The following is a 23,905-nucleotide window of genomic DNA, read 5'->3' on the forward strand; positions in this document are numbered from 1 at the left end:
GGGCTGCGCCCCCTGCACCCCCGCTCCCGGGGCTCCGCCCCTGGCCCCCGTTTGTCGCGGCTTCGCCGCTCGTCCTCAAGCGCCGGACGGGCTGGATTCCGCGCCCGGGTCGGAATCCAAAGCCCGGGCGCACACTCCGGCCCGGGCGCACACTCCGGCCCGGGCGCGCACTTCGGCCCGGGCGCACACTTCAGCCCGTCCGGCGCTTGAGGACTCCGCCCGAAGGGCGGACGGGGTCCGGGGTCTCCCCGGAAGAAACGGTGAAAGGGCGGGACAGGGGCACACACCCAGCCTGTCCGGCGTTTGAGGACAGCGCCCGCAGCGCGCAGCGGGGTGCCGCAGGGGCGCAGCCCCTACGGGAAACGGCGAAAGGGCGGGCCAGGGGCAAAACACCCCGCCCCCACCCCCCCCGCCCGGACATCCCCACCCCCCACCCCCCACCCCGCTACCGTCGTCATGCCAAAAATCCACACAATCCGGACACGGTCCACCGACCACCGACCCCAGAAAGTGAGCGGCCCGCAATGATCGACCCCGACACCACCCTCCTCCTCATGGGCATCACCGCCACCACCCCCTGGGACCGCGACCAGATCCGCCGCCTCAGCGCCCAGACCCGCTCCCGCGGCATCACCCTCGTCGGCGCCGACACCCCGGCGCACCTGCGGTCGGCCACCGCGGAGGAGCTCGCGCAGGTCGACGACGTCGTCGCCCTGGACGTGCACAACCCGGAGGCGTGCCGCGCCTGGGCGGCCACCGAGCCACCGGTCGACGCCGTGCTCGCGATCGGGGAACGGGCCGTCCTGCCGGCCGCGGTCGTCGCCCGGGAGCTCGGCCTGGAGGGCAACGACCCGGACGTCGTGCGGTGCGTCCGCACCAGGGACCTGTGCCGGCAGCGGCTGCGCGACGCCGGCTTCCCGCAGCCGTACAGCGCCGTCTGCGAGGACGTCGCCGGCGCCGAGCACTTCCTGCGCGAGACCCTCCCGGGACCGTGGATCGTCGCCCCGCGCGACGGCCTCGACGGCGCCGGCGTCTCGCGCGTGGACCGCCTCGACCAGCTCCCCGGGGCGGTGCACGGGGCGACGGCCCCGGACGCCGCGCCGTACTTCCTCGTCGAGACCTTCGTCCCGGGCGACGCCTTCTCCGCGGAAGGCGTGATGCTCGACGGCGAGGCCCACGTCCTCGCCCTCACCCGCAGGACCGTCACCGACGAGCTCCTGACGACCGCCCGGTCCCAGCCCGCCGGACTGGACGCGGCCACCGCGGAACGCGCCGGCGAGACGGTCGCCGAGGCCCTCGACGCCCTCGGTGTGACGCACGGGCTCTTCCACGTGGGGTTCTGGGTGAACGGCTCGGGGATCGTCGTCGGGGACGTCCACTGCCGGGCGGGAGGGGAGTTCGTCCACGCCCTGGTCGAGCAGACCCGCCCCGGCCTGGAGCTCTACGGCATGCTCGTCGACGACCTGCTCGACTGCGAGCGGCGGCCGCTGCCCGCCCCCGCCGGGGCCGCGCGCGCCGACTTCCTCCTCGCCCCGCCCGGCCGGCTGCGCGCCGTGCACGGCTGGGACGAACTGCTGCGCCACCCCAACGTCCTCGCGGCGGGCCTCGGCGTGGCGCCGGGCGGCGCCGTCGCGGCGGAGCGGGACGCCGTCGGCCGGCCGGGCGTCTTTGTGACCTGCGCCGCCGCCCCGGACGGACTGGAGGGACTGGCCGGCCGCCTCGCCCGGCAGATCGTCCTCGACGTCGAGGACGACGACCCCGGCGCCGAGGACGGGAACGCGGCCCCGTGGCCCGAGCCCGAGCCCGAACCCGAGCACGCCTAGCGCCGATGTCCACCGGCTTTTCGGACCGCTCCCGGCAGGCACTCACCGTCCGGGGTGCTGCCGGGGCGACGACCGACGGCCGGGCGCCGGCATTGCAGTAGTGACCGGATGTCCGGCCCGACACCGCCCCGGCCGCAGGCATGCGCGTTTGGAACGGCAAACGATGCGCGCCGGGCCCCGCGCGCATCTGACAGGCGGCCGCGGCGGGGGACAAGGGGGACGCATGAGGATGGCGCGATCCATGCGGTCGTCACCATGCTTGGCCGGATCGTTGCACGCGGTAACGGCCCCTGGTGGGAACATCATTTGGTGATCGTGGTGGGGCGCAGCGTGACGGTCGGCGAGCCGTGCGGTCTCGCGGGGAGCGCGTGACACCTGGTGGGGCCCGCCCGTCGCCGGGCCCCGCCGTTCCGCCAGCAGCTGGGGGTCCATGTGGCAGGGGGCCAGGCGTCCGTGATCTCGGAGTGGGTGCTGCCCGCCGTCGTCTGTGCACCGGTGACCTGGGTGAGCCTGGTCTTCCGCTTCCGTGAGGAGGGGAGGCTCCTGGGCAGCCTGCGGTCGGCGGCGCTCACCGCCGGCGTCGTGCTGTGGACGGCGGCGGTGGCGGCGGTGGCCGGGGGGCTGGTGCTGCCGCACGCCTCCAGCGTGCCGCCCGCGGCCGTGGGGGCCGTGGCCGGGACGGGGGTGATACCGCGCGGCCGTGCCGAGCAGACCGGGGCCCGGGCCGTCCTGGCCGTACTGACTCTGGGCGACTCGCTGTTGCTGCACCAGCTCGCCCTGCGGCTGCGCAGCGACCGGGCCGACTGGTGCGACCGGATGGCCGAGGGGTTCCGCGACTGCTGGGACCTCGACGCGTTCGCGACCGACCTGAGGGACCATCTGCTGATGCGGGTGGACGTGCCGGGACGCACCGGCCGGGCGCGCACCGTCCTGCGCAAGGAGATCGTCGAGCGGCATGGCGAGGTCAGGACCGCGGCCCAGAAGTGGATCACCGCGGAGACCCGGGTCGAGAAGGCGTGCCAGCAGCAGGGGCGGCGTCCCACGCCGGAAGAAGTCCGGCTGGTGCGGCGGGCGTTCGGGGAGGCGGAGCAGTATCTGCGGCACCTGCTGGAGCTGGGGCATGCGTACGGGAAGCGCAGTGACGCCCGCAGGCTGCTGGCGCTCAGGGAGCGGCACCTGGCCTATGAGGAAGTGGACGACGACGCCGTCGCGGTCGGGCGGTGACGGGTCTTCGCACCCGCGGCTTCCCCGCTCTCCGGCCCGTTCCTGCCCGGCGCCGGAGGGCGGGTGGCGTCCGGTTCAGGAGTCGCGGTGCGGGGCCCCGGTGGTCACGGGCAGGGGCGCGGCGGGGGAGGGGGACGGTGCCGACGTGGCGCCGGACGGCTCCGCGAAGGTGATCTCCACTCTGGCGCCGAGGGAATCGGCGACGGCGGCGAGCGACTTGAGCGTCAGGTTCTCGCCGCCGGAGAGGATCTGACTGACCCGCCCGGGCGAGACGCCCATGCGGTCGGCCAGGTCCTTGCGGGACATGCCGCGTTCCGCGAGCAGCCCGGCCAGCGAGGCGGTCGCCTGCCGGGCCAGCCTGCCCCCGGCAGGGTCGGCGGTCCGCTCGTCCGCCGTTCTGGTGCGCCAGCTCATCGTTCCCCCCAGTCCTGCGGCTGCTGCCGTCGGTTGTGCATTCACCAACGGCAGGATGCCACCTTTAGGCGTAGCTAAAAGCGGGGAGTGGGGCAAAAAGCCGGTCATTACCGTGGAGTTGGCCGAACGCCACCGCATGACCAGCGGGTTCACGGCGTACGGCGGATTTCGGCCAGATTCGCGCTGTCACTCCGGCGGGGGGCGTGGGGGTGGTCGCCCCGGGGTGTGCGGGGGCGCGGAGGGCGTACGCCCGCAGCCCTAGCCAACCCCCGCGCCGCTTCCTATCATTCGAACGCTCCCCGTCCCAACGGGCCTGTGGATGTCATGAGCATGCTCTTCTTACGCTCCTGACCTGCTCTTCTTCCGGCCCGTCACCAGGATTCCGGCGCCCGCCACGGCGCTCCCCGGCATGCCCTTCCGCCGGGCGGCCGCACGGGCACGGCCGTCCCGGAATCCCTCTGTCGTCCCTCGGGCGGAGGCCCGAGGACAACCGATTGGAGCGCCATGCCTGCAGGTCTGGTCACCGCCGGTGCGCTCGCGGCGATGTTCGCCTCGGCGTTCTCCACCCAGCAGCCCTCCGTCATCACCAACCCGCCGCCGGACAAGATCGTGATAGAGATCGCGTCCGTGCTCGGTTCCGGGTGTCCGGCGGGCACCGCCGCGGTGGCGGTCTCGCCCGACAACACCGCGTTCACCGTGACATACAGCGACTACCTGGCCCAGGTGGGCCTCGGCTCCAAGCCCACCGACTTCCGTAAGAACTGCCAGCTCAACCTGGACGTCCACGTACCGCAGGGTTTCACCTACGCCATCGCCCAGACCGACTACCGCGGCTACGCCAAGCTGGAGTCGGGCGCCTATGGAACCGAGAAGGCCTCTTACTACTTCCAGGGCTCCTCGGCGACGCTGCCCGTCACCCACACCCTCAGAGGCGCCTATGGGGACAACTGGCAGACCACGGACAAGATCGAGGTCGCCGAGATGGTCTGGGCCCCCTGCGGCGAGCGGAAGAACTTCAACATCAACACGGAGCTGAGAGTCTTCGGCGGCACCTCGGACACCTCGAAGACCACCAGCTTCATGGCCATGGACTCGACGGACGGCAGCATCAACACCGTCTACCACCTGGCCTGGAAGGAATGCCCGAAGAGCGCGAAGTAGCCGTCCGGGCGTGAGCGGAACGAACGCCTCCATGGCAGGGTCCGTGGAGGCGTTCACCGTGGCGACGGGGCGTTCACCGCGACTTTATGACCCGTTCATACGGCATCACCTGCGCTCATCGCACTCCGCAACCGTCCTGTGACCCGTAGGGTATAGACCTCTGGCGGAAATCGCGCGAGTGTGGGGAAAACCACCGCGAGGACCAGCGGCCCCCCACGCCTCCGCCTTCGCGTCCCCCCTCGACAGCGCAGAGCCACATGTTTGCTTCCAGCCGCGACACCCTGAGCCCGTCGTTCCCGGCGGACGCCTTCCCCGGTGCTCCGGACCCGGTCGTTCCGTGGCCGTCCGGCATCCCCGGGCCGAGCCGGTTCCTTCCCCGGGCGCTGCCCGGCCCCGCCCTCCCGCGGCTGCCGGAGCTCCCCGCGCCCCCGCCCGCCCGCACCCTCTCGCTGCCCGCGTCCCCGCGCTCCGCGGCCCTGGCCCGCCGCTTCTCCCGGCTGCTGCTCGCCGAGTGGGGGCTGGACGATCTGACGGACGACGCCGTCCTGCTGCTGTCCGAGCTGGTCACCAACGCCGTCGTCCACGTCCCCGAGGGCTCCGGCGGGGTCGAGCTCGCCCTGACCCGCACCTCCTTCCACCTCCTCGCCCAGGTCACCGACTGCGGTGCCGCCCTGCCCGCCTGCTCCCTCGCGGGCGACGACAGCGAGGGCGGGCGCGGCATGTGGCTCGTCGAGCAGATCGCCGACCAGTGGGGGCACCACGCCTCGCCCGAGGGCAAGACCGTCTGGTTCGCCCTTCCCCTGCCCGGCGCGTAGACCGGCCCCCGGAGCCGCCCGCCCTCCCCGGCCCCGACCGATGGGCGGCCGGTCCCGGGGCGGCGGGCCCCGGCGCACCGGCTGCGCGGTGCGCCGCATTCGGAGAGACGATGGATACCGCCGCGGCGCGACGGGCGGGGGCACCAGCGGGAAGCGGGAACCGTGGGAAGGAGCCGCGACCGCCGGGACGGGCCGCCGCATCACCCCGCGCGGGCGCAAGGAGGACCTCCCATGGGCACCACCGACGCACACCGGCCGGGCCCCGGCCGTGCCGCCGGCGCCCCGGCGGAGTCGGGCGGCCTCCTCGACCTGCTCAGCGTGGCCGCCGTGGTGCTGGACCGCGAGGGCCGCATCGTCCTGTGGAGCCCGCAGGCCGAGAAGCTCTTCGGCTGGACCCCGGCCGAGGCGCTGGACCAGTACGCCGCCCGCCTGCTGGTCTCCGGGGAGGACATGGACGTCGTCCTCGACCTCTTCTCCCGGGTCATGGGCGAGGGCGAGAGCTGGGCCGGGGTCTTCCCCGTCCGGCACAAGGACGGCCGCCCCCGGCTGGTCGAGCTGCGCAACGTCCGCCTGGAGGACCGGCACGGCGCCTTCTTCGCCCTGGGCATCGCCACCGACCACGAGGTCCTCCACAGGGTCGAGCGCGACCTGGCGCTGTCGATGCGGCTGGTGGCCCAGTCCCCGATCGGCCTCGCCGTCATCGACACCGACCTGCGCTACGTCATGGTCAACCCGGCCCTGGAACGGATCCACGGCCTGCCCGCCGAGGAGCACATCGGCCGCCGCGTCCGGGACGTCCTGCCCTACATCGACGCCGAGACCAGCGAACGGGCCATGCGCCGGGTGCTCGCCACCGGGCGGCCGCTGCTCGACCGGTTCATCTCCGGCGGCCTCGGCGGCGCCGGCGACGACCGGGCCCGGCTCGTCTCCTACTACCGGCTGGACGACGCCGGCGGGCACGTCCTCGGCCTCGCCGCCTCCGTCATCGACGTCACCGACCGCCACCGCGCCGACATCGCCGCCGCCGAGGCCCGCCGCCGGCTCGCCCTGATCGCCGACGCCTCCGTGCTCATCGGCACCACCCTCGACCTCGACCAGACCGCCCGCGAGCTCGCCGAGGTCGTCGTCCCCGACCTCGCCGACGTCGCCGCCGTCGACATCCTCGACACGGCCCTGGAGGGCAACCGCGCCGCCCCGCCGGACAGCCGGGCCGTCGTCATCCGCGCCCTCGCCGTGGCCGCCGCGGACACCGCGGGCGCCGCCGACGCCGCCCGGGCCGCCGACCCGCCCGGCGAGATCGCCCAGTACCCGGCCGACCGGCTGGTCACCCGCTGCGTCACCACCGGCCGCCCCGTCCACCTGCCCCGCGTCGGCACCCGCGACCTGCCCTGCATCGCCCGCGACCGGACGTCCGCCGCCGTCCTCGCCCGGGCCGGCCTGCACTCCTACGTCGCCGTCCCGCTGATCGCCCGGGGCGAGGTGCTCGGCGCGCTCGACCTCAAACGCACCGACAACCCCGTCCCCTTCGGCGAGGACGACGTCATCCTCGCCGGCGAGCTGGCCGCCCGCGCCGCCGTCTGCATCGACAACGCCCGCTGGTACCAGCGCGAACGCGCCACCGTGCTCAGCCTCCAGCGCACCCTGCTGCCCCAGCGCCCCCCGAACCCCGTCGGCCTCCAGGTCGCCTACCGCTACCAGCCCGCCGGCGCCGCCAGCCAGGTCGGCGGCGACTGGTTCGACGTGGTGCCCCAGGACGGCGGACGCAGCGCCCTGGTCGTCGGCGACGTCATGGGCAGCGGCATCACCGCGGCCGCCGTCATGGGCCAGCTGCGCACCGCCGCCCGCACCCTCGCCGGCCTCGGCCTCGACCCCGCCCGTGTGCTGCGCCACCTCGACCAGGCCGCCATCGGGCTGGGCCAGCTCATCGCCACCTGCGTCTACGTCGTCTACGACCCCGAGGAGGGCTGCTGCCGCGCCGCCAACGCCGGGCACCTGCCGCCCGTCCTCATCCGCGACGGCGAGCCGCCCGTCCTGCTCGAACTGCCCACCGGCGCGCCGCTCGGCGTCGGCGACGTCCCCTTCGAGAGCGTCGTGCTCGAGCTGCGGCCCCGGGACCGGCTCGTCCTCTACACCGACGGACTGGTCGAGACCCGCGACGAGTCCATCGACGTCCGCCTCGCGGAGCTCCTCCGCGTCCTGGGCGGCGCCCGGCGCGGCCTGGAGGAGACCTGCGACCTGCTGCTGTCGACCTTCCGCCTGGGCAACGACGACGACGCCGCCCTGCTGATCGCCGAGGTCAGCTGAGCCCGTACGGCCCCGGCGGACGCCGTTGCTCCGGGGGGCGCCGCAGCCCTGCGGGCCGTCGCGGCTCCGGGGGCCGCCGTTCCGGAGGCAGGGCACGCAGCGCGCTGCGCGCCTGCGAGGCGGAGTCGAGGATGTCCGTCAGCAGGTGGCAGAGCAGGTCCACATGGGCGGCACAGCCCGCCTCCCGGCCCGCGCGCGCCTCCAGCTCGGTGTTCACCTGCTGGAAGACCTGCTCGTCCAGGAAATAGGCGTCCCGCGAAATGCCCAGGCTGTAGGAGACCTTGAGCAGGGTCTCCAGGGTGAGGTTCGACCCGTCCGCCGACTCGGCGTGCGACAGCGTCCGCTTGGACACCCCCGCCCGCTCGGCCAGCCCCGCGAGGGTGAAGGGGCCGTCGGGGTGGTGGTGGCGTATGTAGCGCAGGCGGCGGGCGATGTCACCTTTCGCCGCGGTGATCCGCTCCTCCAGGGAGGAGTGTTCCCGGGGCCCTTCCGGCCCGCCCCCCTGATGCATCGTCCGCCTCTCACCCACCGCTCCGACCCGAGGACTTTAGCGCCCCGCGAACGGGGGTGTGATGTCAACTCCCGGGCGGGGTCGCCTCCCTATGCGGGTTATTGTCCAATTTGTCAATGAAGAAGGTCAATACAGGACCGACTTTAGGCGCAATACATTGCGATTCCGGTGCAGCAAGTTGCAATGTCCGGATGCGGATGGCTAACGTCCGCGGTGGTGCGGGTCGGCGGCCGCTCAAAGCCACGGGGGTGCTTTGAGTGCCGCCGCCCGCCCGTACCCGTAACCCGGCGGGGTGCCGAAGGCGGAAGCCTCCGGCCGTCACGGGACCCGCGCTCCCCGCCGCCGGTACGGCGGCCCGAAGCGCCGCCCGGCCACCGGAGCCGCCGCGCGGTGACCGGAACCGGCCCGCGGCGCATTCCGGCGCCGCGCCAGGCGCCCGGCGGTGCTCACGCCGCTCGAAGTCCGTATTCCTCCCTGATTCCTCCCTGCCGAGGCGATGAGGATCGGCGACACCCGGCCGTCGGCCTTGGGTGCATGAATCAACTTACGGTCAACAAGGCCGAGTTCGGACCCGTGCGACGGGCGACGAGGCTCCCGCCGCACCCGCGCTGTCGCCGCACCGGACGCGGCCCCGGATGCCATCAAAATCTACAGTCTTACTGTAGATGTGTTAGCGTCCTGAACATCCCCTCAACGGCAGGTTCCTGCCACCGTCGGCGCCTGCCGGCAAGGCCGGAGCGCGGTCGGCGAATCGGACGCGTCGACATTCCACCGCTGCGTTCCGGTGCGTGTCCGGGGGTCTGACCCAGGAGAAAGAAGGCGATCGTGGACCGCATCGCATCGCGGATCCCCCGACGTGGGCTGCTGGCTTTCGGGGCCGGCGCGGCGCTTACCGCTACGGTCGCCGCGGGCGGCACGTCCCATGCCGCCGGGCGGGAGGACGGTGAGATCTTCCTGCGGCTGGCGGAACTCGAGCGGGAGCACTCCGCCCGCCTCGGTGTTTTCGCGCGTGATACGGCCACGGGCCGCACCGTGCAGTACAAGAGAAATAGGCGCTTCCCTCTGTGCTCGGTGTTCAAGACGCTCGCGGCAGCGGCGGTTCTGCGGGATATGGACCACCACGGCGAGTTCCTCGCCCGTCGCATCCGGTACACGGAGGGCGAGGTCGAGCGGGCGGGATATGCGCCGGTCACCGGCAAGGCGGAGAACCTCGCCAACGGTATGTCGGTGGCGGAGCTGTGCGCTGCGGCCGTCTCGGAGAGCGACAGCGCCGCCGGCAACCTGCTCCTCGAGCAGCTCGGCGGCCCGAGTGCCGTCACCCGGTTCTGCCGCTCGATCGGGGACGGCGTCACGCGGCTGGACCGGTGGGAGCCCGAATTGAATGCGGCGGAAACGCTTTTGACGGACGTCACCAGCCCTCGGGCGATCGGCCGGACCTACGGGCAACTGGTTCTCGGGAAGGCGCTCGACCCGCGGGACCGCCGGCGGTTGACCCGGTGGCTGCTGGCCTCCACCACCGGCAAGGAGAAGCTCCGGGCGGGTCTCCCGGCCGGGTGGACCGTCGCCGACAAGACCGGTGGCGGTGGCCCGTACGGGACGAACCACGATGTGGGCGTCGCCTGGCCGCCGAATCGCCCCCCGATCGTCCTGGCAATCATGAGCATGCACCGGGACCCCAAGGCTGCGGCCGACAATCCTCTGGTCGCCGAGGCCGCCTCCTTGGTGGCGGCGGAACTGGTCTGAGATTCCAGGCCCTTTACGTCCTCAACCCCGCCTGAACGCATTCCTGTTCACGCGGTCGGCGGCCAATTCCTGCCGAGCGGTCCTACGGCGTGCTGCCACCGCCGATACGTACTGGAGAAAATCCTTGAGCCACACCGACCCCCGGATACCCGACCTCGGGGCGCCCGGTCTGCCCGAACTGCGACTGGACCTGAGCGCGCTGGAGAACAACATCCGGCTCATGGCCCGCTGGTCGCACGAACACGGCGTCGAACTGAGCCCGCACATCAAGACCACCATGACCCGCCCGATCGTCGATCTGCAGATGGCGGCCGGGGCGTGGGGCGTGACCGTCGCCACCACCCGGCAGGCGGGTATCGCCCTCGGCTGGGGAATACGCCGCATCCTCATCGCCAACCAGGTCATCCACGGCACCGACCTCGCCCGGATCAGGAAATGGCTGAGGGAAACACCCGACCTGGAGCTCTACTGCTTCATCGACTCGATGGCGGGGCTGGCCCGCGCCCAGGTGGCCATGGGGCAGGCCCGTAACCCGCTGCGTCTGCTGATCGACGTCGGTGCCGGTCAAGGACGTACCGGGGTCCGGAAGCCGTCCGAGGCGCGTGTGCTCGCCGAGGCCGCGGCGCAGGGGCCGGCCGGTGCCGTTCTGGCCGGCGTCGCGGGGTACGAGGGCATCCGGCCCAACAATCGCGAAGCCGCCACCACGGAGGCCGTCGACGCCCATTGCCGTACCACGGTCGCCATCTTCCACGACCTCGTCCCGTTCTTCCGGACCGAGCGGCCACTGCTGAGCATGGGCGGCTCCGCCTTTCCCGACCGGGCCGTTGCCGCGATCGACGAGCTCCGCCGACGGCACCCGGACATCGCCCTGCTGCCCGTGGTGCGGTCGGGGTGCTACGTGACCCACGATCACGGCACCTATGAGCAGGTGTCGCCGGTTCCGGGCCTCAGGCCGGCGCTGACGGTCCGCGCGGTCGTCCTGTCCACGCCCGAGCCGGGGCACGCCGTCGTCGGCGCCGGGAGGCGCGAACTTCCCTACGACGCCGGGCTCCCCGTCCTCGTGGGCGTGCGGGGCCCGTACGGGATGCGGCTGGAGACGTCGCAGGCCGTGGCGGCCCGGATCTACGACCACCATCTCGTCCTCACCGGCGTGCAGGCCCTGCAGGTGGGGGACGTGGTCGACCTCGGCATCTCCCACCCCTGTTCGGCTTTCGACCGATGGCCTTCCCTCGTGGTGGTAGACGACGAGGAATGCCCGCTCGAGGTCTGGCATCCCCAGTTCCATTGATCGTCCCGTTGCCCCGCTCGGCATTGGGCTCTCGATCGGGGGCGTCCCGCTTCGGCGGCGGGCGGGGTTCGCTCGCCGCCCCGGCGTTTCCCGCGACCGCAGCGCTGCCCGCCCGGCCGCCCTGGCATGACGAACACGCCTTCGCGCAACGGCAGTTGACTCCCGGGGCCATGACGGCCACGGAGTGCGGTCAGTGCTCGCCGAGCTGTCTGAGGAGGGCTGCGGCCTTGGTGACCGTCCGTTGTTCGTCGGGGGTGAGCTGGTCGGTCATCAGCTGGACGAGGTAATCGGTGCCGGACTGCCAGCGTTCCCGGAGGAGCGTGCGTCCCCGGTCGGTGAGCGCTACGAGGACCTGCCGGCCGTCGGTGGGATGGGGCCTGCGTTCCACGACGCCGATGGCCTCGGCCGCGTTGACCGTGGCCAGCATCGACTGGTGCCTCACCTTTTCGGCCCGGGCCAGTTGGGCGACGCTGCACGGACCGTCCCACTCCAGCCGCTTTCCCATCGCGACCTGGGACGGCGTCAGTTCGCCGGAGAAGTTCTGGCGCATCTGCCGGATCAGCAGGCTCATCGCCGTCTGCAGGTCTTCCGCCGCCTCGTGGAGCTGCTCGGGCCGTGGGGTCCGGGAGGATCGGGAAGGGCTGGGCGGTGTCATACCCGGACCGTAGCAGGTGTACAGCATGGCTGTGCAATTGTCGTTGCCGCGGGCTTCCGGCCGGATGAGCCGGAAGTCGTCCCTCACCGGCGCCCGGTCACCGCGTCGACGCGTCCACGCCGAGCCCGGCCAGAAATGCCGCGGCGGCCGGGGACGGGCCGTGCTCCATACCAGCAGTTCCTCGCACACGGGTGCGTCGCGGACGCGAAGGATGTGCACGTCCGCGAGTTCGGCGGCGACGGCCCGGGGGACCATGCCGACCCCGAGGCCGGCGCGTACCAGTTTCGCGAGCGAGGCGACATCGGTCACCTCGAAAGGGGCCTCCGTGGTCAGGCCCGCGGCCTCGAAGGCCGTATCGCGCTGCCGGCGTACCGCGGACCCGGCGGGAAAGTCGACGAAGGGCTCTTCGGCAAGGCGCTGCAGGTCCGTGTGTTCCCGGCGGGCGAGGGGGGCCGGACGCCACGATGGCGACGAGTTCACCGAGAGCCAGTTGCTTCAGGCGCACGCCCTGCGGGCGCGGAAGTCGCCCAGGGCGCGGGGGAGGTCGACCGCGGCGACGGTGGAGATCGCACTGACCGCCAGCTGCCCGCGCAACTTGCCGGTGACCGCGTCGACTTCGGCGCGGGCGCGCTCGACCGCCTCCAGCGCCTGCCGGCCCGCCGGGAGGAACGCCTCGCCCGCCGCGGTGAGACGCACACGACGACATAGCGCATCTGCTGGAGTTCCATTCATCGATCGTGAATCGCGATTTTTCAAGTGAAAAACATGCATTGGACTCATCGATCGCCGCCGACGAAGAATCGACGCCATGTCACCCGCACGAATATCGCCCGCACGAACGGAAACGCCGCCGTCGACGGAAACGCCGCCGTCGCGCGAAACGGGCCCGGGGCCCGGGACGCTGCTGCTGATGGCCGCGGCCTGCGGCCTGTCGGCCGCGAACAACTACTTCGCCCAGCCGCTGCTCGAGGTCATCGGCCGCGACCTGCACATGAGCGCCACGCTCTCCGCGCTCGTGGTCACCGTCGCCCAGGTCGGCTACGCCCTCGGCCTGATCGTCCTCGTCCCCCTCGGGGACCTCTTCGAGCGACGGCGCCTGGCCGTGACCCTGTGTGCCGCGACCGCGGTCTTCCTGTGCGTGACCGCGAGCGCGACCAACGCCGCCATGCTGCTCGCGGGCACCGCGCTCACCGGCCTGACCTCGGTCGCGGCACAGGTCGTGCTCCCGTTCGCGGCCACTCTTTCCCCGCCCGAGCAGCGCGGCCGCACCGTCGGCACCGTCATGACCGGCCTGCTGCTGGGCATCCTGCTGGCGCGCACCGCGGCCGGCCTCCTCTCCGACCTCAGCGGATGGCGCACCGTCTACTGGGCCAACGCCGTGCTCATGGCCGTCATGGCGATCCTGCTGCGGAACGCCCTGCCGCGGCTGCGCACCCCTGCCGGACTGAGCTACCCCGGCCTTCTCGCCTCGACCGCCGCCCTCTTCGCACGCGAACCGGTGCTGCGCTGGCGTGCCGTGCTCGGCGCGCTGTCCTTCGCCGCGTTCAGCGTGCTGTGGACCGCCATGGCCTTCCTGCTCTCCGGCCCGGCCTATGGCTGGAGCGAGTCGGCCATCGGTCTGCTGGGCCTGGTCGGCGCCGCCGGCTCGCTCTCCGCCTCGGTGACCGGACGGCTGGCCGACCGCGGCCTGGTGCACCGGGTCAGCGGCACCGCCGCCCTTCTGCTCCTCGCCTCCTGGGGACTGCTCGCCCTGGGCGGGTCCGGCGGCACCTGGCCGCTGATCGCGCTGCTGGCCGGAGTGGTCGTCCTGGACGCCGCGGTCCAGGGCGTCCACATCAGCAACCAGAACCTCATCTACGCGCTCCACCCGGAAATCCGCAACCGCCTCACCTCCGCCTACATGACCTCCTACTTCGCGGGCGGTGCGATCGGCTCGGCCCTCACCTCCGCCGTGTGGGGCGCCACCGGCTGGTCCGGGGCGTGCGCCCTGGGCGGCGCCCTGTCCGCGGCGCTGGCGGCGACCTGGCTGGCCGAACGCCACCGCGCCGGGCGCAGTCGCCGCGAGTCCTGAAAACCCTGGGGGATTCCGCTCGAACGCGTGACTGGTTGTAAAGTAGGGAAACCGCCCTTGACCTGCAAAAACGCAGGCAGGGAGCCTACTTTCCGGAGTATCTCCATGATCCGCACCATGATGAAGTCCAAGATCCACCGCGCCACGGTGACGCAGGCCGACCTGCACTACGTGGGTTCGCTCACCGTCGACGCCGATCTCATGGACGCCGCCGACCTGCTGCCCGGCGAGAAGGTCGACATCGTCGACATCAACAACGGCGCCCGGCTGTCGACCTATGTCATCGAGGGCCCGCGCGGCTCCGGGGTGATCGGGATCAACGGCGCGGCGGCCCGGCTGATCAGCCCCGGGGATCTCGTCATCGTCATCGCCTACGGGGCGATGGACGACGCGGAGGCCAAGGCCTTCGAGCCGCGCGTGGTCTTCGTCGACGGGCGCAACGCCGTCGTGGACCTGGGCAGCGACCCGGCCGCCGTGCCGGAGGGGGCCGGGCTGTCGCGCGGCGACCTGATCGAGGGCTGAGCGGGGGGAGCCGGCCGGCGCACCGAAAAAGACCTCGGAACGCGCCGGCCTGCCCCTCCCCGTCAACTCCCTTCCCCCGCGGGCGGCTTCGCGCCACCGGACCCGAAAGCGCCGATGTGCTGGGTGCGACCCGCCCCGCCGGTCCGCACGGCGGAACGGGCGGGAGCGCCGTCGCCCCGCCCGCACGGCCGCCGAGGGCGCCCCCTTCACCCAGGGTGGCCGCACCGCTGCGCCGAGTCGCGCATCACCGGGTGCCGGGTCATGCTGAGACCGCCGGCAGTCACTCCTTGGCGTACGAGTGAGGGGACCACGGTGACCATGACGGAAGCTGCCACCCGGCGCCGTGCGCGCCGGACCCCGGCCGCGCCCGGGCTGTTCGCGCGGCTCGCCGCCCTCCCGGACGGGCCCGAGCGGACCAGGCTGCGGCAGGAACTGATCGCCGCGTGGCTGCCCATGGCCGAGCGCATCAGCCTGCGCTACCGGTCGAGCGGGGAGAGCCCGGCCGACCTCCGGCAGGTGGCCGCGCTGGCCCTGGTCCGCGCCGTGGACCGGTTCGACCCCGCCCGCGGGTTCGCCTTCGAGTCCTTCGCCGTCCCCACCATCAACGGGGAGCTCAAGCGCCACGTCCGCGACCACGTCTGGTCGCTGCACATCCCGCGCCGCGACCAGGAGTTGAGGGCCGCCGTGCGCGCCGCCCGCTCGCGGCTGGAGCAGCGGGACGCCGGTGCCCGGGTCACCGAGGCGGCCATCGCCGAGGAGGCCGGGCTGACCGAGGCCGAGGTGCGGCGCGGGATCGACGCGGACGGGGTGCACCACACCCTCTCCCTCGACCATCCCGTCGACGGCGCCGGTGAACTGCCGCTGGCCGACACCCTCGGCCGCGTCGACCGGGCGCTGGACCTGGTGATCGACCGGCAGTCGCTGCGCCCGCTGCTCGACGCCCTCCCCGAGCGGGAGAAGTCCGTCCTCTACTGGCACTTCTTCGGCAATCTCACCCAGCAGCAGATCGGTGCGCGCCTCGGCGTCTCCCAGATGCAGATCTCCCGCATCCTCAGCCGCACCTGCGCCCACCTGCGCCGGCAGCTGCTCGCACCGGCCTGACGACGAGGGGCCCACGCCATGACCCAGCACACGCATCTGACCCCCGACCTGCCGCCGGTCGTCGAGGTCCCCGACCTCCCGGGAGCCTCGAAGGAGGACGCCGCCGCTTCCGACGCGGCCGCCGGACAAGGGTGTGGCGCCCATCACGAGGGTGATGGGCGCCACGGGTGCGCGACGGGCGGTTCCGGCGGCTGACTGTGACCGCCCCGCGCGACTGTGCGGTCCGGTGTACCGCGCAGGCCTTTCGGGACCGATCAGTCGGCGACGCAGGTGTTGCCGAACGTCGGGTTCAGCAGGGCGAGGACGTCGAGCGAGTTGCCGCAGAGGTTGACCGGCACGTGGATCGGCACCTGGATGACGTTGCCGGAGATCACGCCGGGGGAGCCGACGGCCGCGCCGTCGGCGTCGGCGTCGGCGGAAGCGATGCCCGAGGCGCCGGTGACGACGGCGCCGGCTGCGGCGGTCAGGAGTGCGGCCTTGGCGATACGCGACATGGACTGAGCCTTTCTAAGGGGTGTTGAGCGGCCATTGTGTCCGGGGGTTCGGGTGTGAATGCACCAAAAATGGCTGGTGAAGCGAGAATTAACCCATTGAGTGCAATAAGTCAGATGTGATGCACGGGGTTTGAGGGGCTGCGCGATACAGGGGAGCAGCGTGGGTCGTGCCCGTCGGCGTTCCCGGGCGCCCCTGGCGGCTCCGGCACGGTTTGGTGCCGCGGCCGCGCTTCCGTACAGTTTCCTGGAAGCTTCGATCGAACGCATGGACTGGGAACAACAAGCGGCTATGACGGTGACAGAAGAAGGCCGCGGCGACGCGAACGGCGCGGTCGACGGTGCGGGCATCGACCCCGAGCGCCTGGCGGTCTGCCTGGACGTGCTCAAGGAACTGGACGGACTGCCGGTCGACCACCCGGACGCGATCAGCGTCCGGCGGGCCACCTCGGGCATCTACCGCACGGTGAAGCAGCGCCGCCGCCAGGAGCGCCGGGCCGCCAAGACCGAGAACGACCGTCTGGTCACCGAGGCCACCGCCACCGGGTCCGCCGAGCGGATCGACGACGAGACGCAGGGCATCCTGCCCAGCTCCAGCACGCTCGGCGAGATCGCAGGCGTCCTGGAGCGGCCCCGGTCCTGCTACACCTGCAAGACCCGCTACGTCGAGGTCGACGCGTTCTACCACCAGCTGTGCCGCGAGTGCGCCGCCTTCAACCGGGCCCGGCGCGACGCCGGCGCCGACCTGACCGGCCGCCGCGCGCTGCTCACCGGCGGCCGGGCGAAGATCGGCATGTATATCGCGCTGCGGCTGCTGCGCGACGGTGCGCACACGACGATCACCACGCGCTTCCCCAAGGACGCGATCCGCCGCTTCAAGGCGATGCCGGACAGCGACGAGTGGATCCACCGGCTGAAGATCGTCGGGATCGATCTGCGCGACCCCGCGCAGGTCGTCGCCCTGGCCGACTCCGTCGCCGCCGAGGGCCCGCTCGACATCCTGATCAACAACGCGGCCCAGACCGTACGCCGTTCCCCGCGCGCCTACAGCGAGCTGATCACCGCCGAGTCCGCGCCGCTGCCGGCCGGGGAGCTGCCCGCGGCCGAGGTCATCGGCGCCTTCGGCAGCGGTGCCGTCGACTCCGTCGCCGCGCTGCCGGCCGGGCGGGGGGAGGGGCTGACCGCACAGGACGTCACCGATCTCGCGCTCGTCGGCGGGTCCGCGTCGCTCGCCCGGATCGAGGCCGGAACGGCGATCGACGCGGGCGGGCTGGTGCCGGACCTGGACGCGACCAACAGCTGGATCCAGACGGTCTCCGAGGTCGACCCCGTCGAGCTGCTGGAGGTCCAGCTCTGCAACTCGACCGCGCCGTTCATCCTCATCAGCCGGCTGCGGCCGGTCATGGCCGCGGCGGCGGCCCGGCGCAAGTACATCGTGAACGTCTCCGCCATGGAGGGCGTCTTCAGCCGGGGCTACAAGGGGGCCGGACACCCGCACACGAACATGGCCAAGGCGGCGCTGAACATGCTCACGCGCACCAGTGCGCAGGAGATGTTCCAGACGGACGGCATCCTGATGACGAGCGTCGACACCGGCTGGATCACGGACGAGCGTCCGCACCCGGACAAGGTGCGGATGGCGGCCGCGGGCTTCCACGCGCCGCTGGACCTCGTGGACGGGGCGGCGCGGGTGTACGACCCGATCGTGCGGGGCGAGGAGGGGGAGGACCTGTACGGGTGCTTCCTGAAGGACTACCGCAAGGCGGACTGGTAGTCGGAGGGGGTTTGTTGCCCCGGGGCGGGGAGGGAACCTCACCGCCCCACAGGGTGCAGCGCCGCGTACTCCAGCGGTGCCGACGGGTCGATCGACACATCCAGCGGCGCGGGCCGCGCACCCGCCCGTACCAGCAGGTCGCCGACCGCCGCGATCATCGCCCCGTTGTCCGTGCACAGCCGCAGCGGCGGCACCCGCAGTGCGACGCCCGCGGCCGCGCAGCGCTCCTCGGCCAGGGCCCGCACACGGGAGTTGGCCGCGACGCCGCCGACCACGACGAGCGTTCCCACGCCGTGCTCGACGCAGGCGGCGACCGCCTTGCGGGTGAGGACGTCGGCCACGGCCTCCTGGAGCGAGGCGGCGCCGTCCGCGACGGGCAGCGGGCGGCCGGCCGCGCGGTGGCCCTCCGCCCAGCGGGCCGCGGCCGTCTTCAGGCCGGAGAAGGAGAAGGTGTACGGGTCGTCGCGCGGCCCGGTCATGGGGCGCGGGAAGGCGACCGCGCGCGGGTCGCCGTCGCGCGCGGCCCGGTCGACGGCCGGGCCGCCGGGGTAGGGCAGCCCGAAGACCCGCGCGACCTTGTCGAAGCACTCGCCCGCCGCGTCGTCGAGGGTGTCGCCGAGGTGCACGATCGGGTCGCGGGCCAGGTCCCGCACCAGCAGCAGCGACGTATGGCCGCCGGAGACGATCAGCACCACGCACGGGTCGGGCAGCGGCCCGTGCTCCAGCGTGTCGGCCGCCACGTGCCCGGCCAGGTGGTGGACGCCGTACAGCGGCACGCCCAGGGAGTAGGCGATGCCCTTGGCCGCGGCCACACCGACCTGGAGGGCGCCGGAGAGGCCGGGGCCCGTGGTCACCGCGACCGCGTCGATGTCGCCGAGGGACAGGCCGGCCTCGGCCAGCGCCTGCCGGACGACGGGCGTCGCGGCGTGGACGTGCGCCCGGGCCGCGATCTCGGGGACGACGCCGCCGAAGCGGGCGTGCTCGTCCATGCTGGACGCCACCGCGTGGCCCAGCAGCCTTCCGTCCCGGACCAGTCCGGCGCCGGTCTCGTCACAGGACGACTCGATACCCAGCACCACCGGTGAACGCCCCACGACGCGCCTCCTGCTCATCACTAGTAAATGCACATCGTACGCAACAAGGTGCCGGGTGTCGGGCCGTACCCGCAGGTCAGTAGAGTTCCCGTGCCCCCTGTTCGCCAGCTGCCCGAGGACCCTCGTGACCCGCGTGACCCACGTGACCGTCGTAGGCATCGGCGCCGACGGCTGGCCCGGCCTCGCGCCCGACGCGCGGGAGGCGCTGCGCGCGGCGGAGGCCGTCGTCGCGGGCCCCCGCCAGCTCGCCCTGCTGCCTCCCGACTGCACGGCCGAGCGCGTGGCCTGGCCGTCGCCGCTGCGGCCCGCCGTGCCGGGGCTGCTCGCCGCCCACGAGGGGCGCCGGGTCTGCGTCCTGGCCAGCGGCGACCCGATGTTCTTCGGGATCGGCCGGGCGCTGGCCGAGGAGCTCGGCCCGGACCGGCTGCGGGTGCTGCCGCACCCCTCGTCCGCCTCGTACGCCTGCGCCCGCCTCGGCTGGCCGCTGGAGGACGTCGAGGTCATCAGCTTCGTCGGCCGTCCGCTCGCCGCGGTCGGCGCCGCCCTGCACGACGGGCGCCGGCTGCTGCTGCTCAGCGCCGGGGCCGGCACCCCCGCGGAGATCGCCGCGCTGCTGCGCGAGCGCGGCTTCGGCCCGAGCCGGATGACGGTCCTGGAACAGCTCGGCTCCGGCCGAGAGGCGCGGCGCGAGGGTATTGCCGAGGAGTGGGAGCACCCGGCCGGCGATCCGCTCAACGTGGTCGCCGTCGAGTGCCGCCCCGCACCGGACGCGCTCCGGCTGTCGCTCGTGCCCGGGCTCCCGGACGAAGCCTTCGAGAACGACGGGCAGTTGACGAAGCGTCATATACGGGCGGCGACGCTCGCGGCCCTCGCCCCGGCCCCCGGCGAGCTCCTGTGGGACGTCGGCGGCGGCTCCGGCTCGATCGGCGTCGAGTGGATGCGCGCCCACCGCTCCTGCCGGGCCGTCGCCGTCGAGCGCGACCCCGTCCGCGCCGCGCGCATCGGGCGCAACGCCGCCGCCCTCGGCGTCCCCGCCCTGCGCGTCGTCACCGGCGCCGCCCCCGCCGCGCTCGACGGGCTGCCCGCCCCCGACGCCGTGTTCATCGGCGGCGGGCTCACCGCGCCCGGCCTGCTCGACGCCTGCTGGGCCGCCCTGCCCGTGGGCGGCCGGCTCGTCGCCAACACCGTCACCCTCGAGTCCGAGGCCCTGCTCGCCGCCCGGCACCGGCTCCACGGCGGCGAGCTCACCCGGCTCGCCGTCGCCCACGCCGTCCCCGTCGGCACCTTCACCGGCTGGCGGCAGGCCATGCCGGTGACCCAGTGGTCCGTCGTCAAGTCGGCAGCCACGCAAGGTGATTCACGCCAAGGAGATTCGCAGTCATGACCGTGTACTTCATCGGCGCCGGGCCCGGTGCCGCCGATCTGATCACGGTGCGCGGCGCCCGGATCCTGGCCCGGTGCGGCGTTTGTCTCTACGCCGGCAGCCTCGTGCCCCGCGACCTGCTGGACGAGTGCCCGCCCGGCGCCCGGCTGGTCGACACCGCGCGGCTCGATCTGGACGAGATCACGGCCGAGTTCGTCCGGGCCCACGAGGAGGGGCACGACGTCGCCCGGCTGCACTCCGGCGACCCGTCCGTCTTCAGCGCCGTCGCCGAGCAGATGCGCCGCCTGGACGCGCACGGCATCCCGTACGAGATCGTCCCCGGCGTCCCGGCCTTCGCCGCGGCGGCGGCCGCGCTCGGCCGCGAGCTGACCGTGCCGACCGTCGGCCAGACCGTGATCCTCACGCGCATCGCCCAGCAGGCCACGCCGATGCCGCCCGGCGAGGACCTGGCCACCCTCGGGCGCAGCGGCGCGCTGCTCGTCCTGCACCTGGCCGCCCGCTACGCCGACCGCGTCGTCGCCGAACTCCTGCCGCACTACGGCGCCGACTGCCCGGCCGCCGTGGTCGCGATGGCCAGCCGGCCGGACGAACTGGTGCTGCGCGGCACCCTCGCCGACATCGCCGACCGGGTGCGGGAGGCCGGAGTCGTCCGCACCGCCGTGATCATCGTGGGCCGCACGCTGGCCGCGGAGCAGTTTCCGGACAGCCACCTGTACTCGACCACGCGTGACCGCACCCACGCGCCCTGCGACGCGGGGGCCTGAGCCGGGGCGCGGTTGCTACGCCGCCCCGGACATCCGCAGGTCGTGCGCCTCGCGCCGGCCCTTCGCCTCCAGCTGCTCGGCGAGATCCGTCAGCGCGCGGGCGCCCGCCAGCTCCTCGCCCACCCGGGGCTCGCCCGGGTCGTCGGGGTGCCGGGCCGCCTTGCCCCGGGCTCTCAGCTCGGTGCCGTCCCGCAGCCGCAGCATCGCGTCGGCGCGGGCGTGCCGCGCGTCCTCGTCGAACTCGATCTCCACATGCCATCCGGCGACGTGCTCCACGGAAATCACCTCCATACCCCCGCTCCCCAGGCTACGGCGGGCCGTGGCCGCCCGCACACGCGGCGGACGGGGCGCTTGACCCTGACACCGTGTCAGACGATGGAGTGGCCGCACCATGTTCACCATCGGAGACTTCGCCCGGCACGGCCGCGTATCGGTCCGCATGCTGCGGCACTACGACGCCCTGGGGCTGCTGCGCCCGGCCCGTGTGGACCCGGCCAGCGGCTACCGGTCCTACGAGGCCGGCCAGCTCACCCGCCTCAACCACATCATTGCCCTCAAGGATCTCGGTTTCACCCTGCAGCAGGTCCGGGCGATCGTGGACGAGGAGGTCGGCACGGAGGAGCTGCGCGGCATGCTGCGGCTGCGCCGTGCCGAGCTGGAGGCGGCCGCCGCCGCGGCGGCGCACCGGCTGGCCCTGGTCGAGGCGAGGCTCCGCGGCATCGAGAGCGAGGGAACCATGAGCACCGACGACATCGTGGTCAAGAGCATCCCGGCGGTCCGGGTGGCGGAACTCACCGCGGTCGCGGCCGGTTACGGGCCGGAGGACATCGGCCCGGTGATCAAGCCGCTGTTCGCGGAGCTGTGCCGCCGCCTGGAGGAGGCGGGCACGGTGCCGACGGGCCCGTCGGTCGCCTACTACGAGGACGCCGCCGACGGGCGGGGCGGCATCGTCGTCCACGCGGCGATGCCGGTCGCGGCCGCGCCGGGTGCGGAGCACGGCTGCACCACGGTGGAGCTGCCCGCCGTCGCGACCGCCGCCACCGTCGTCCACCGGGGTCCGATGGACGACGTGGCACCGACGGGCCAGGCCCTGGCCCGCTGGATCGACGCCCACGGGTACCGGTCCGTGGGGTACGCCCGGGAGCTCTACCTGGAGTGCCCGGACGACGAGGCGGGCTGGGTGACCGAGCTCCAGGAGCCGGTCGTCCGCGTCTGACGTCAGGGGGCCGCGCAGATCACCTGGGCGTACAGGGTCTGCGGCTCGGTGCCGGTGTTGGTGGCCCGGGTCTCCCAGCCCCGGTCGTCGGCGGTGGCCGCCGAGCCGCTGAGGAAGGTGTCGTCCCGGGCGGAGCCGCCCCCGCCGGTCGGCACCTCGTCCGGCGGGCAGACCGCCGTGGCGCTGGCGGTCTGCCCGGGCTTGACGAGGACCTGGCGGCCGGTGTGCTGGGAGTGCGGCCGGTCCGAGCACATCAGGGTGACGGACGGGCCCTGGCCGTCACCGGTCCGGTTGGCGCCGCGGACCGTCCACTGGTCGCCGGTGGCGATGCCCTGGGTGACGAACACCCGGTCGTCGGAGGTGTCCCAGCCCCCTCCGGTGACCACCTCGCCCGAGGGGCAGGCGTTGCTCACGGAGCCGTTCACCCCCGGTGCCAGGGTGGTCTGCGGGCCGTTGCCCCCGAAGCGGGCCCCGTGCTCCGCGCAGGCCACGAAGGGGGTCAGCGTGCCGGGGGCGTCGTCCGAGCCGTTGAAGCCCCGGACCGTCCAGTCGTCGCCCCCGTGGGTGGTCGACGCCACGAGGTGGACGCCGTCGCTGCCCGCGCCGCCCCCGCCGGTGGGCGTCTCGCCGTGCGGGCAGTGCACCGTGGCCCGGGCGGTCCCGCCGGGCGGCACGGCCACCCGGGACCCGAAGTGCAGGTCGTGGACCGCCCGTGCGCCGTGCCCGTGTTCCGGCGCCGGGGTGCCGTGGCCCTGCGCGGCGGTGGCGGTCAGTGCCAGGGCGAGCAGGGTGGACGCGGCCAGGGCGGGGAGCCGGGGGAGGGCGAAGCGCCTCATCATCTACCTCCGGGAGGAGCGACAGGGGGGACGGAAGGGGGACGGAACGAACGCTTCCGGATTTCTCGGGCGAACGGCCGGGCGCCGGTGCCGCGTCACCCGGACGGCCCACGGAACAGCGGGCCGCGTCCCCCCTGGGGGTGAGCTCTCCTCGAACGGTGGACGGTTTACAGTGTGTCGTCATGTCCAGGGGCGATGCCTCCAGACCGAGGAGAAGTACGTGCGCAAGGCAGCGCAGTTCACGGGGGCGGCGCTCATCGCCGCTGTGCTGATGACCGGTTGTGGCAGCGGGAGCAAGGACGACGGGGACGCGAAGAAGAACGACGCGGCGTCCTCGGGGAGTTCGGGGTCCGGGCAGCAGTCCCAGGCCCCCGCCGCGGGAGGCGACGGGGCGGCGGCCCTCCAGGGCGGCTGGGCGAAGGGCAGCCTGCTCGACAAGAGTCTGATGGTCCTGGCCGTCGCCGGGGACCACGCGTCGCTGTCCGTGGCCCCCAAGGTGGCCTGCTCGGGCAAGGTCGTCACCACCGCCCGGCCGGTGACGTTCGAGCTCAAGTGCCTCGACGGCAGTACGGAGTACGCCAAGGGCACGGTGAAGAGCGTGGACGCGAAGAGCATCACGGTCGCGTGGGCGTCGGGCAAGGAGGACACCCTCAAGAAGGACACGGAGGCGGACAAGCCGGCCGGTCTGCCGAAGGCCGGCGGCTGACCCCGCCG

At 73.3% G+C, this 23,905-nt stretch carries 24 protein-coding genes; 16 read left to right on the top strand and 8 right to left on the bottom strand.

The features are described 5' to 3' along the window. The first annotated feature begins 524 nt into the window (after positions 1-524). Both AB8735_RS31045 and AB8735_RS31050 read left to right on the top strand, forming a co-directional pair. Positions 525-1,823, top strand: coding sequence for a hypothetical protein (locus AB8735_RS31045; protein WP_372410883.1), 1,299 nt, complete (start codon positions 525-527; stop codon positions 1,821-1,823). Positions 1,824-2,276: 453 nt separating this feature from the next. Further along, positions 2,277-3,047, top strand: a complete 771-nt coding sequence (locus AB8735_RS31050; protein WP_372410884.1) for a hypothetical protein — start codon at positions 2,277-2,279, stop codon at positions 3,045-3,047. Between the two features lie 75 nt (positions 3,048-3,122). Here the strand turns inward: AB8735_RS31050 and AB8735_RS31055 are convergent, their stop codons facing one another. After that, positions 3,123-3,461, bottom strand: coding sequence for a helix-turn-helix transcriptional regulator (locus tag AB8735_RS31055; protein ID WP_344022028.1), 339 nt, complete (start codon positions 3,459-3,461; stop codon positions 3,123-3,125). A gap of 504 nt (positions 3,462-3,965) precedes the next feature. On the opposite strand from AB8735_RS31055, the gene AB8735_RS31060 reads away from it, so the two are divergent. The 3 genes from AB8735_RS31060 (at position 3,966) to AB8735_RS31070 (ending at position 7,741) form a co-directional block, all read left to right on the top strand. Beyond that, entirely contained in the window at positions 3,966-4,622 is a 657-nt protein-coding gene (locus AB8735_RS31060; protein ID WP_344022030.1) for a DUF4360 domain-containing protein, read from the top strand. 257 nt (positions 4,623-4,879) lie between these two features. Beyond that, complete coding sequence (locus AB8735_RS31065; RefSeq protein WP_372410887.1) at positions 4,880-5,437, top strand: ATP-binding protein; 558 nt, start codon at positions 4,880-4,882, stop codon at positions 5,435-5,437. Between the two features lie 231 nt (positions 5,438-5,668). Continuing rightward, the gene (locus tag AB8735_RS31070; RefSeq protein WP_372410889.1) at positions 5,669-7,741 is read left to right on the top strand and encodes a SpoIIE family protein phosphatase; all 2,073 of its coding nucleotides are present in this window, start codon (positions 5,669-5,671) and stop codon (positions 7,739-7,741) included. Here the strand turns inward: AB8735_RS31070 and AB8735_RS31075 are convergent. After that, on the bottom strand, positions 7,734-8,252 hold the full coding sequence (locus tag AB8735_RS31075) for a helix-turn-helix domain-containing protein (RefSeq protein ID WP_344022037.1): 519 nt from the start codon (positions 8,250-8,252) through the stop codon (positions 7,734-7,736). The two genes, AB8735_RS31070 and AB8735_RS31075, sit on opposite strands and share 8 nt — an antisense overlap. Positions 8,253-9,077: 825 nt before the next feature. Here AB8735_RS31075 and bla point away from each other — a divergent pair. Together bla and AB8735_RS31085 are read left to right on the top strand one after the other, a co-directional pair. Then, the gene (gene bla / locus AB8735_RS31080; protein ID WP_372410891.1) at positions 9,078-9,995 is read left to right on the top strand and encodes a class A beta-lactamase; all 918 of its coding nucleotides are present in this window, start codon (positions 9,078-9,080) and stop codon (positions 9,993-9,995) included. A 124-nt stretch (positions 9,996-10,119) separates the two neighbouring features. Beyond that, entirely contained in the window at positions 10,120-11,283 is a 1,164-nt protein-coding gene (locus tag AB8735_RS31085) for an alanine racemase (RefSeq protein WP_372410893.1), read from the top strand. A gap of 190 nt (positions 11,284-11,473) precedes the next feature. On the opposite strand, the gene AB8735_RS31090 is transcribed toward AB8735_RS31085, so the two are convergent. Together AB8735_RS31090 and AB8735_RS31095 are read right to left on the bottom strand one after the other, a co-directional pair. After that, the gene (locus tag AB8735_RS31090) at positions 11,474-12,418 is read right to left on the bottom strand and encodes a LysR substrate-binding domain-containing protein (RefSeq protein ID WP_372410895.1); all 945 of its coding nucleotides are present in this window, start codon (positions 12,416-12,418) and stop codon (positions 11,474-11,476) included. 15 nt (positions 12,419-12,433) lie between these two features. Next, positions 12,434-12,634 (bottom strand): hypothetical protein, encoded by a 201-nt coding sequence (locus AB8735_RS31095; RefSeq protein WP_372410897.1) that lies wholly within the window; start codon positions 12,632-12,634, stop codon positions 12,434-12,436. A 214-nt stretch (positions 12,635-12,848) separates the two neighbouring features. On the opposite strand from AB8735_RS31095, the gene AB8735_RS31100 reads away from it, so the two are divergent. The 4 genes from AB8735_RS31100 to AB8735_RS31115 all read left to right on the top strand — a co-directional run bounded on the left by AB8735_RS31100 (position 12,849) and on the right by AB8735_RS31115 (position 15,827). Next, entirely contained in the window at positions 12,849-14,009 is a 1,161-nt protein-coding gene (locus tag AB8735_RS31100; protein ID WP_372410899.1) for an MFS transporter, read from the top strand. A 105-nt stretch (positions 14,010-14,114) separates the two neighbouring features. After that, positions 14,115-14,531, top strand: a complete 417-nt coding sequence (gene panD, locus AB8735_RS31105) for an aspartate 1-decarboxylase (protein WP_344022048.1) — start codon at positions 14,115-14,117, stop codon at positions 14,529-14,531. A 318-nt stretch (positions 14,532-14,849) separates the two neighbouring features. Next, positions 14,850-15,632, top strand: coding sequence for a sigma-70 family RNA polymerase sigma factor (locus tag AB8735_RS31110; protein ID WP_344022051.1), 783 nt, complete (start codon positions 14,850-14,852; stop codon positions 15,630-15,632). An 18-nt stretch (positions 15,633-15,650) separates the two neighbouring features. Further along, positions 15,651-15,827, top strand: coding sequence for a hypothetical protein (locus AB8735_RS31115; protein WP_344022054.1), 177 nt, complete (start codon positions 15,651-15,653; stop codon positions 15,825-15,827). 59 nt (positions 15,828-15,886) lie between these two features. Here the strand turns inward: AB8735_RS31115 and AB8735_RS31120 are convergent, their stop codons facing one another. Then, positions 15,887-16,126 carry a chaplin gene (locus AB8735_RS31120; protein WP_372410902.1) on the bottom strand — a complete coding sequence of 80 codons (240 nt, stop codon included), beginning with the start codon at positions 16,124-16,126 and terminating at the stop codon, positions 15,887-15,889. Between the two features lie 289 nt (positions 16,127-16,415). On the opposite strand from AB8735_RS31120, the gene AB8735_RS31125 reads away from it, so the two are divergent. Continuing rightward, on the top strand, positions 16,416-17,897 hold the full coding sequence (locus AB8735_RS31125; RefSeq protein ID WP_372410903.1) for an SDR family NAD(P)-dependent oxidoreductase: 1,482 nt from the start codon (positions 16,416-16,418) through the stop codon (positions 17,895-17,897). A gap of 38 nt (positions 17,898-17,935) precedes the next feature. Here AB8735_RS31125 and tsaD read toward each other — a convergent pair whose 3' ends face one another. Further along, positions 17,936-18,976 (bottom strand): tRNA (adenosine(37)-N6)-threonylcarbamoyltransferase complex transferase subunit TsaD, encoded by a 1,041-nt coding sequence (gene tsaD, locus AB8735_RS31130; protein ID WP_372411946.1) that lies wholly within the window; start codon positions 18,974-18,976, stop codon positions 17,936-17,938. Positions 18,977-19,133: 157 nt separating this feature from the next. On the opposite strand from tsaD, the gene cbiE reads away from it, so the two are divergent. Further along, positions 19,134-20,375: a precorrin-6y C5,15-methyltransferase (decarboxylating) subunit CbiE gene (gene cbiE, locus AB8735_RS31135; RefSeq protein ID WP_372411947.1), complete on the top strand. Its 1,242-nt coding sequence runs from the start codon at positions 19,134-19,136 to the stop codon at positions 20,373-20,375. Continuing rightward, entirely contained in the window at positions 20,372-21,139 is a 768-nt protein-coding gene (cobM, locus tag AB8735_RS31140; protein WP_372410905.1) for a precorrin-4 C(11)-methyltransferase, read from the top strand. Before cbiE ends, cobM begins: the two co-directional genes overlap by 4 nt. Positions 21,140-21,154: 15 nt before the next feature. On the opposite strand, the gene AB8735_RS31145 is transcribed toward cobM, so the two are convergent. Next, entirely contained in the window at positions 21,155-21,430 is a 276-nt protein-coding gene (locus tag AB8735_RS31145; RefSeq protein WP_344022064.1) for a dsRBD fold-containing protein, read from the bottom strand. A gap of 100 nt (positions 21,431-21,530) precedes the next feature. Between AB8735_RS31145 and AB8735_RS31150 the strand changes: the two genes are divergently transcribed. Then, positions 21,531-22,355 carry a MerR family transcriptional regulator gene (locus AB8735_RS31150; protein WP_372410906.1) on the top strand — a complete coding sequence of 275 codons (825 nt, stop codon included), beginning with the start codon at positions 21,531-21,533 and terminating at the stop codon, positions 22,353-22,355. 2 nt (positions 22,356-22,357) lie between these two features. Here the strand turns inward: AB8735_RS31150 and AB8735_RS31155 are convergent, their stop codons facing one another. After that, positions 22,358-23,194 carry a hypothetical protein gene (locus AB8735_RS31155; protein WP_372410908.1) on the bottom strand — a complete coding sequence of 279 codons (837 nt, stop codon included), beginning with the start codon at positions 23,192-23,194 and terminating at the stop codon, positions 22,358-22,360. 217 nt (positions 23,195-23,411) lie between these two features. Between AB8735_RS31155 and AB8735_RS31160 the strand changes: the two genes are divergently transcribed. Then, complete coding sequence (locus AB8735_RS31160; RefSeq protein WP_372410909.1) at positions 23,412-23,897, top strand: hypothetical protein; 486 nt, start codon at positions 23,412-23,414, stop codon at positions 23,895-23,897. Positions 23,898-23,905: the final 8 nt, after the last annotated feature.

It is taken from the genome of Streptomyces luteireticuli, assembly GCF_041519305.1.
Lineage (GTDB): Bacteria > Actinomycetota > Actinomycetes > Streptomycetales > Streptomycetaceae > Streptomyces > Streptomyces luteireticuli.

Excerpts from the sequence above, each read along its gene's own strand:
- panD (WP_344022048.1), top strand. The coding sequence starts at position 14,115 with ATGATCCGCACCATGATGAAGTCCAAGATCCACCGCGCCACGGTGACG.
- AB8735_RS31125 (WP_372410903.1), top strand. The coding sequence starts at position 16,416 with ATGACGGTGACAGAAGAAGGCCGCGGCGACGCGAACGGCGCGGTCGAC.
- AB8735_RS31150 (WP_372410906.1), top strand. The coding sequence starts at position 21,531 with ATGTTCACCATCGGAGACTTCGCCCGGCACGGCCGCGTATCGGTCCGC.
- AB8735_RS31055 (WP_344022028.1), bottom strand. The coding sequence starts at position 3,461 with ATGAGCTGGCGCACCAGAACGGCGGACGAGCGGACCGCCGACCCTGCC.
- AB8735_RS31120 (WP_372410902.1), bottom strand. The coding sequence starts at position 16,126 with ATGTCGCGTATCGCCAAGGCCGCACTCCTGACCGCCGCAGCCGGCGCC.
- cobM (WP_372410905.1), top strand. The coding sequence starts at position 20,372 with ATGACCGTGTACTTCATCGGCGCCGGGCCCGGTGCCGCCGATCTGATC.
- AB8735_RS31100 (WP_372410899.1), top strand. The coding sequence starts at position 12,849 with ATGGCCGCGGCCTGCGGCCTGTCGGCCGCGAACAACTACTTCGCCCAG.
- AB8735_RS31065 (WP_372410887.1), top strand. The coding sequence starts at position 4,880 with ATGTTTGCTTCCAGCCGCGACACCCTGAGCCCGTCGTTCCCGGCGGAC.
- AB8735_RS31115 (WP_344022054.1), top strand. The coding sequence starts at position 15,651 with ATGACCCAGCACACGCATCTGACCCCCGACCTGCCGCCGGTCGTCGAG.
- AB8735_RS31155 (WP_372410908.1), bottom strand. The coding sequence starts at position 23,194 with ATGATGAGGCGCTTCGCCCTCCCCCGGCTCCCCGCCCTGGCCGCGTCC.
- AB8735_RS31145 (WP_344022064.1), bottom strand. The coding sequence starts at position 21,430 with ATGGAGGTGATTTCCGTGGAGCACGTCGCCGGATGGCATGTGGAGATC.
- AB8735_RS31075 (WP_344022037.1), bottom strand. The coding sequence starts at position 8,252 with ATGCATCAGGGGGGCGGGCCGGAAGGGCCCCGGGAACACTCCTCCCTG.
- AB8735_RS31070 (WP_372410889.1), top strand. The coding sequence starts at position 5,669 with ATGGGCACCACCGACGCACACCGGCCGGGCCCCGGCCGTGCCGCCGGC.
- AB8735_RS31045 (WP_372410883.1), top strand. The coding sequence starts at position 525 with ATGATCGACCCCGACACCACCCTCCTCCTCATGGGCATCACCGCCACC.
- AB8735_RS31060 (WP_344022030.1), top strand. The coding sequence starts at position 3,966 with ATGCCTGCAGGTCTGGTCACCGCCGGTGCGCTCGCGGCGATGTTCGCC.
- AB8735_RS31110 (WP_344022051.1), top strand. The coding sequence starts at position 14,850 with ATGACGGAAGCTGCCACCCGGCGCCGTGCGCGCCGGACCCCGGCCGCG.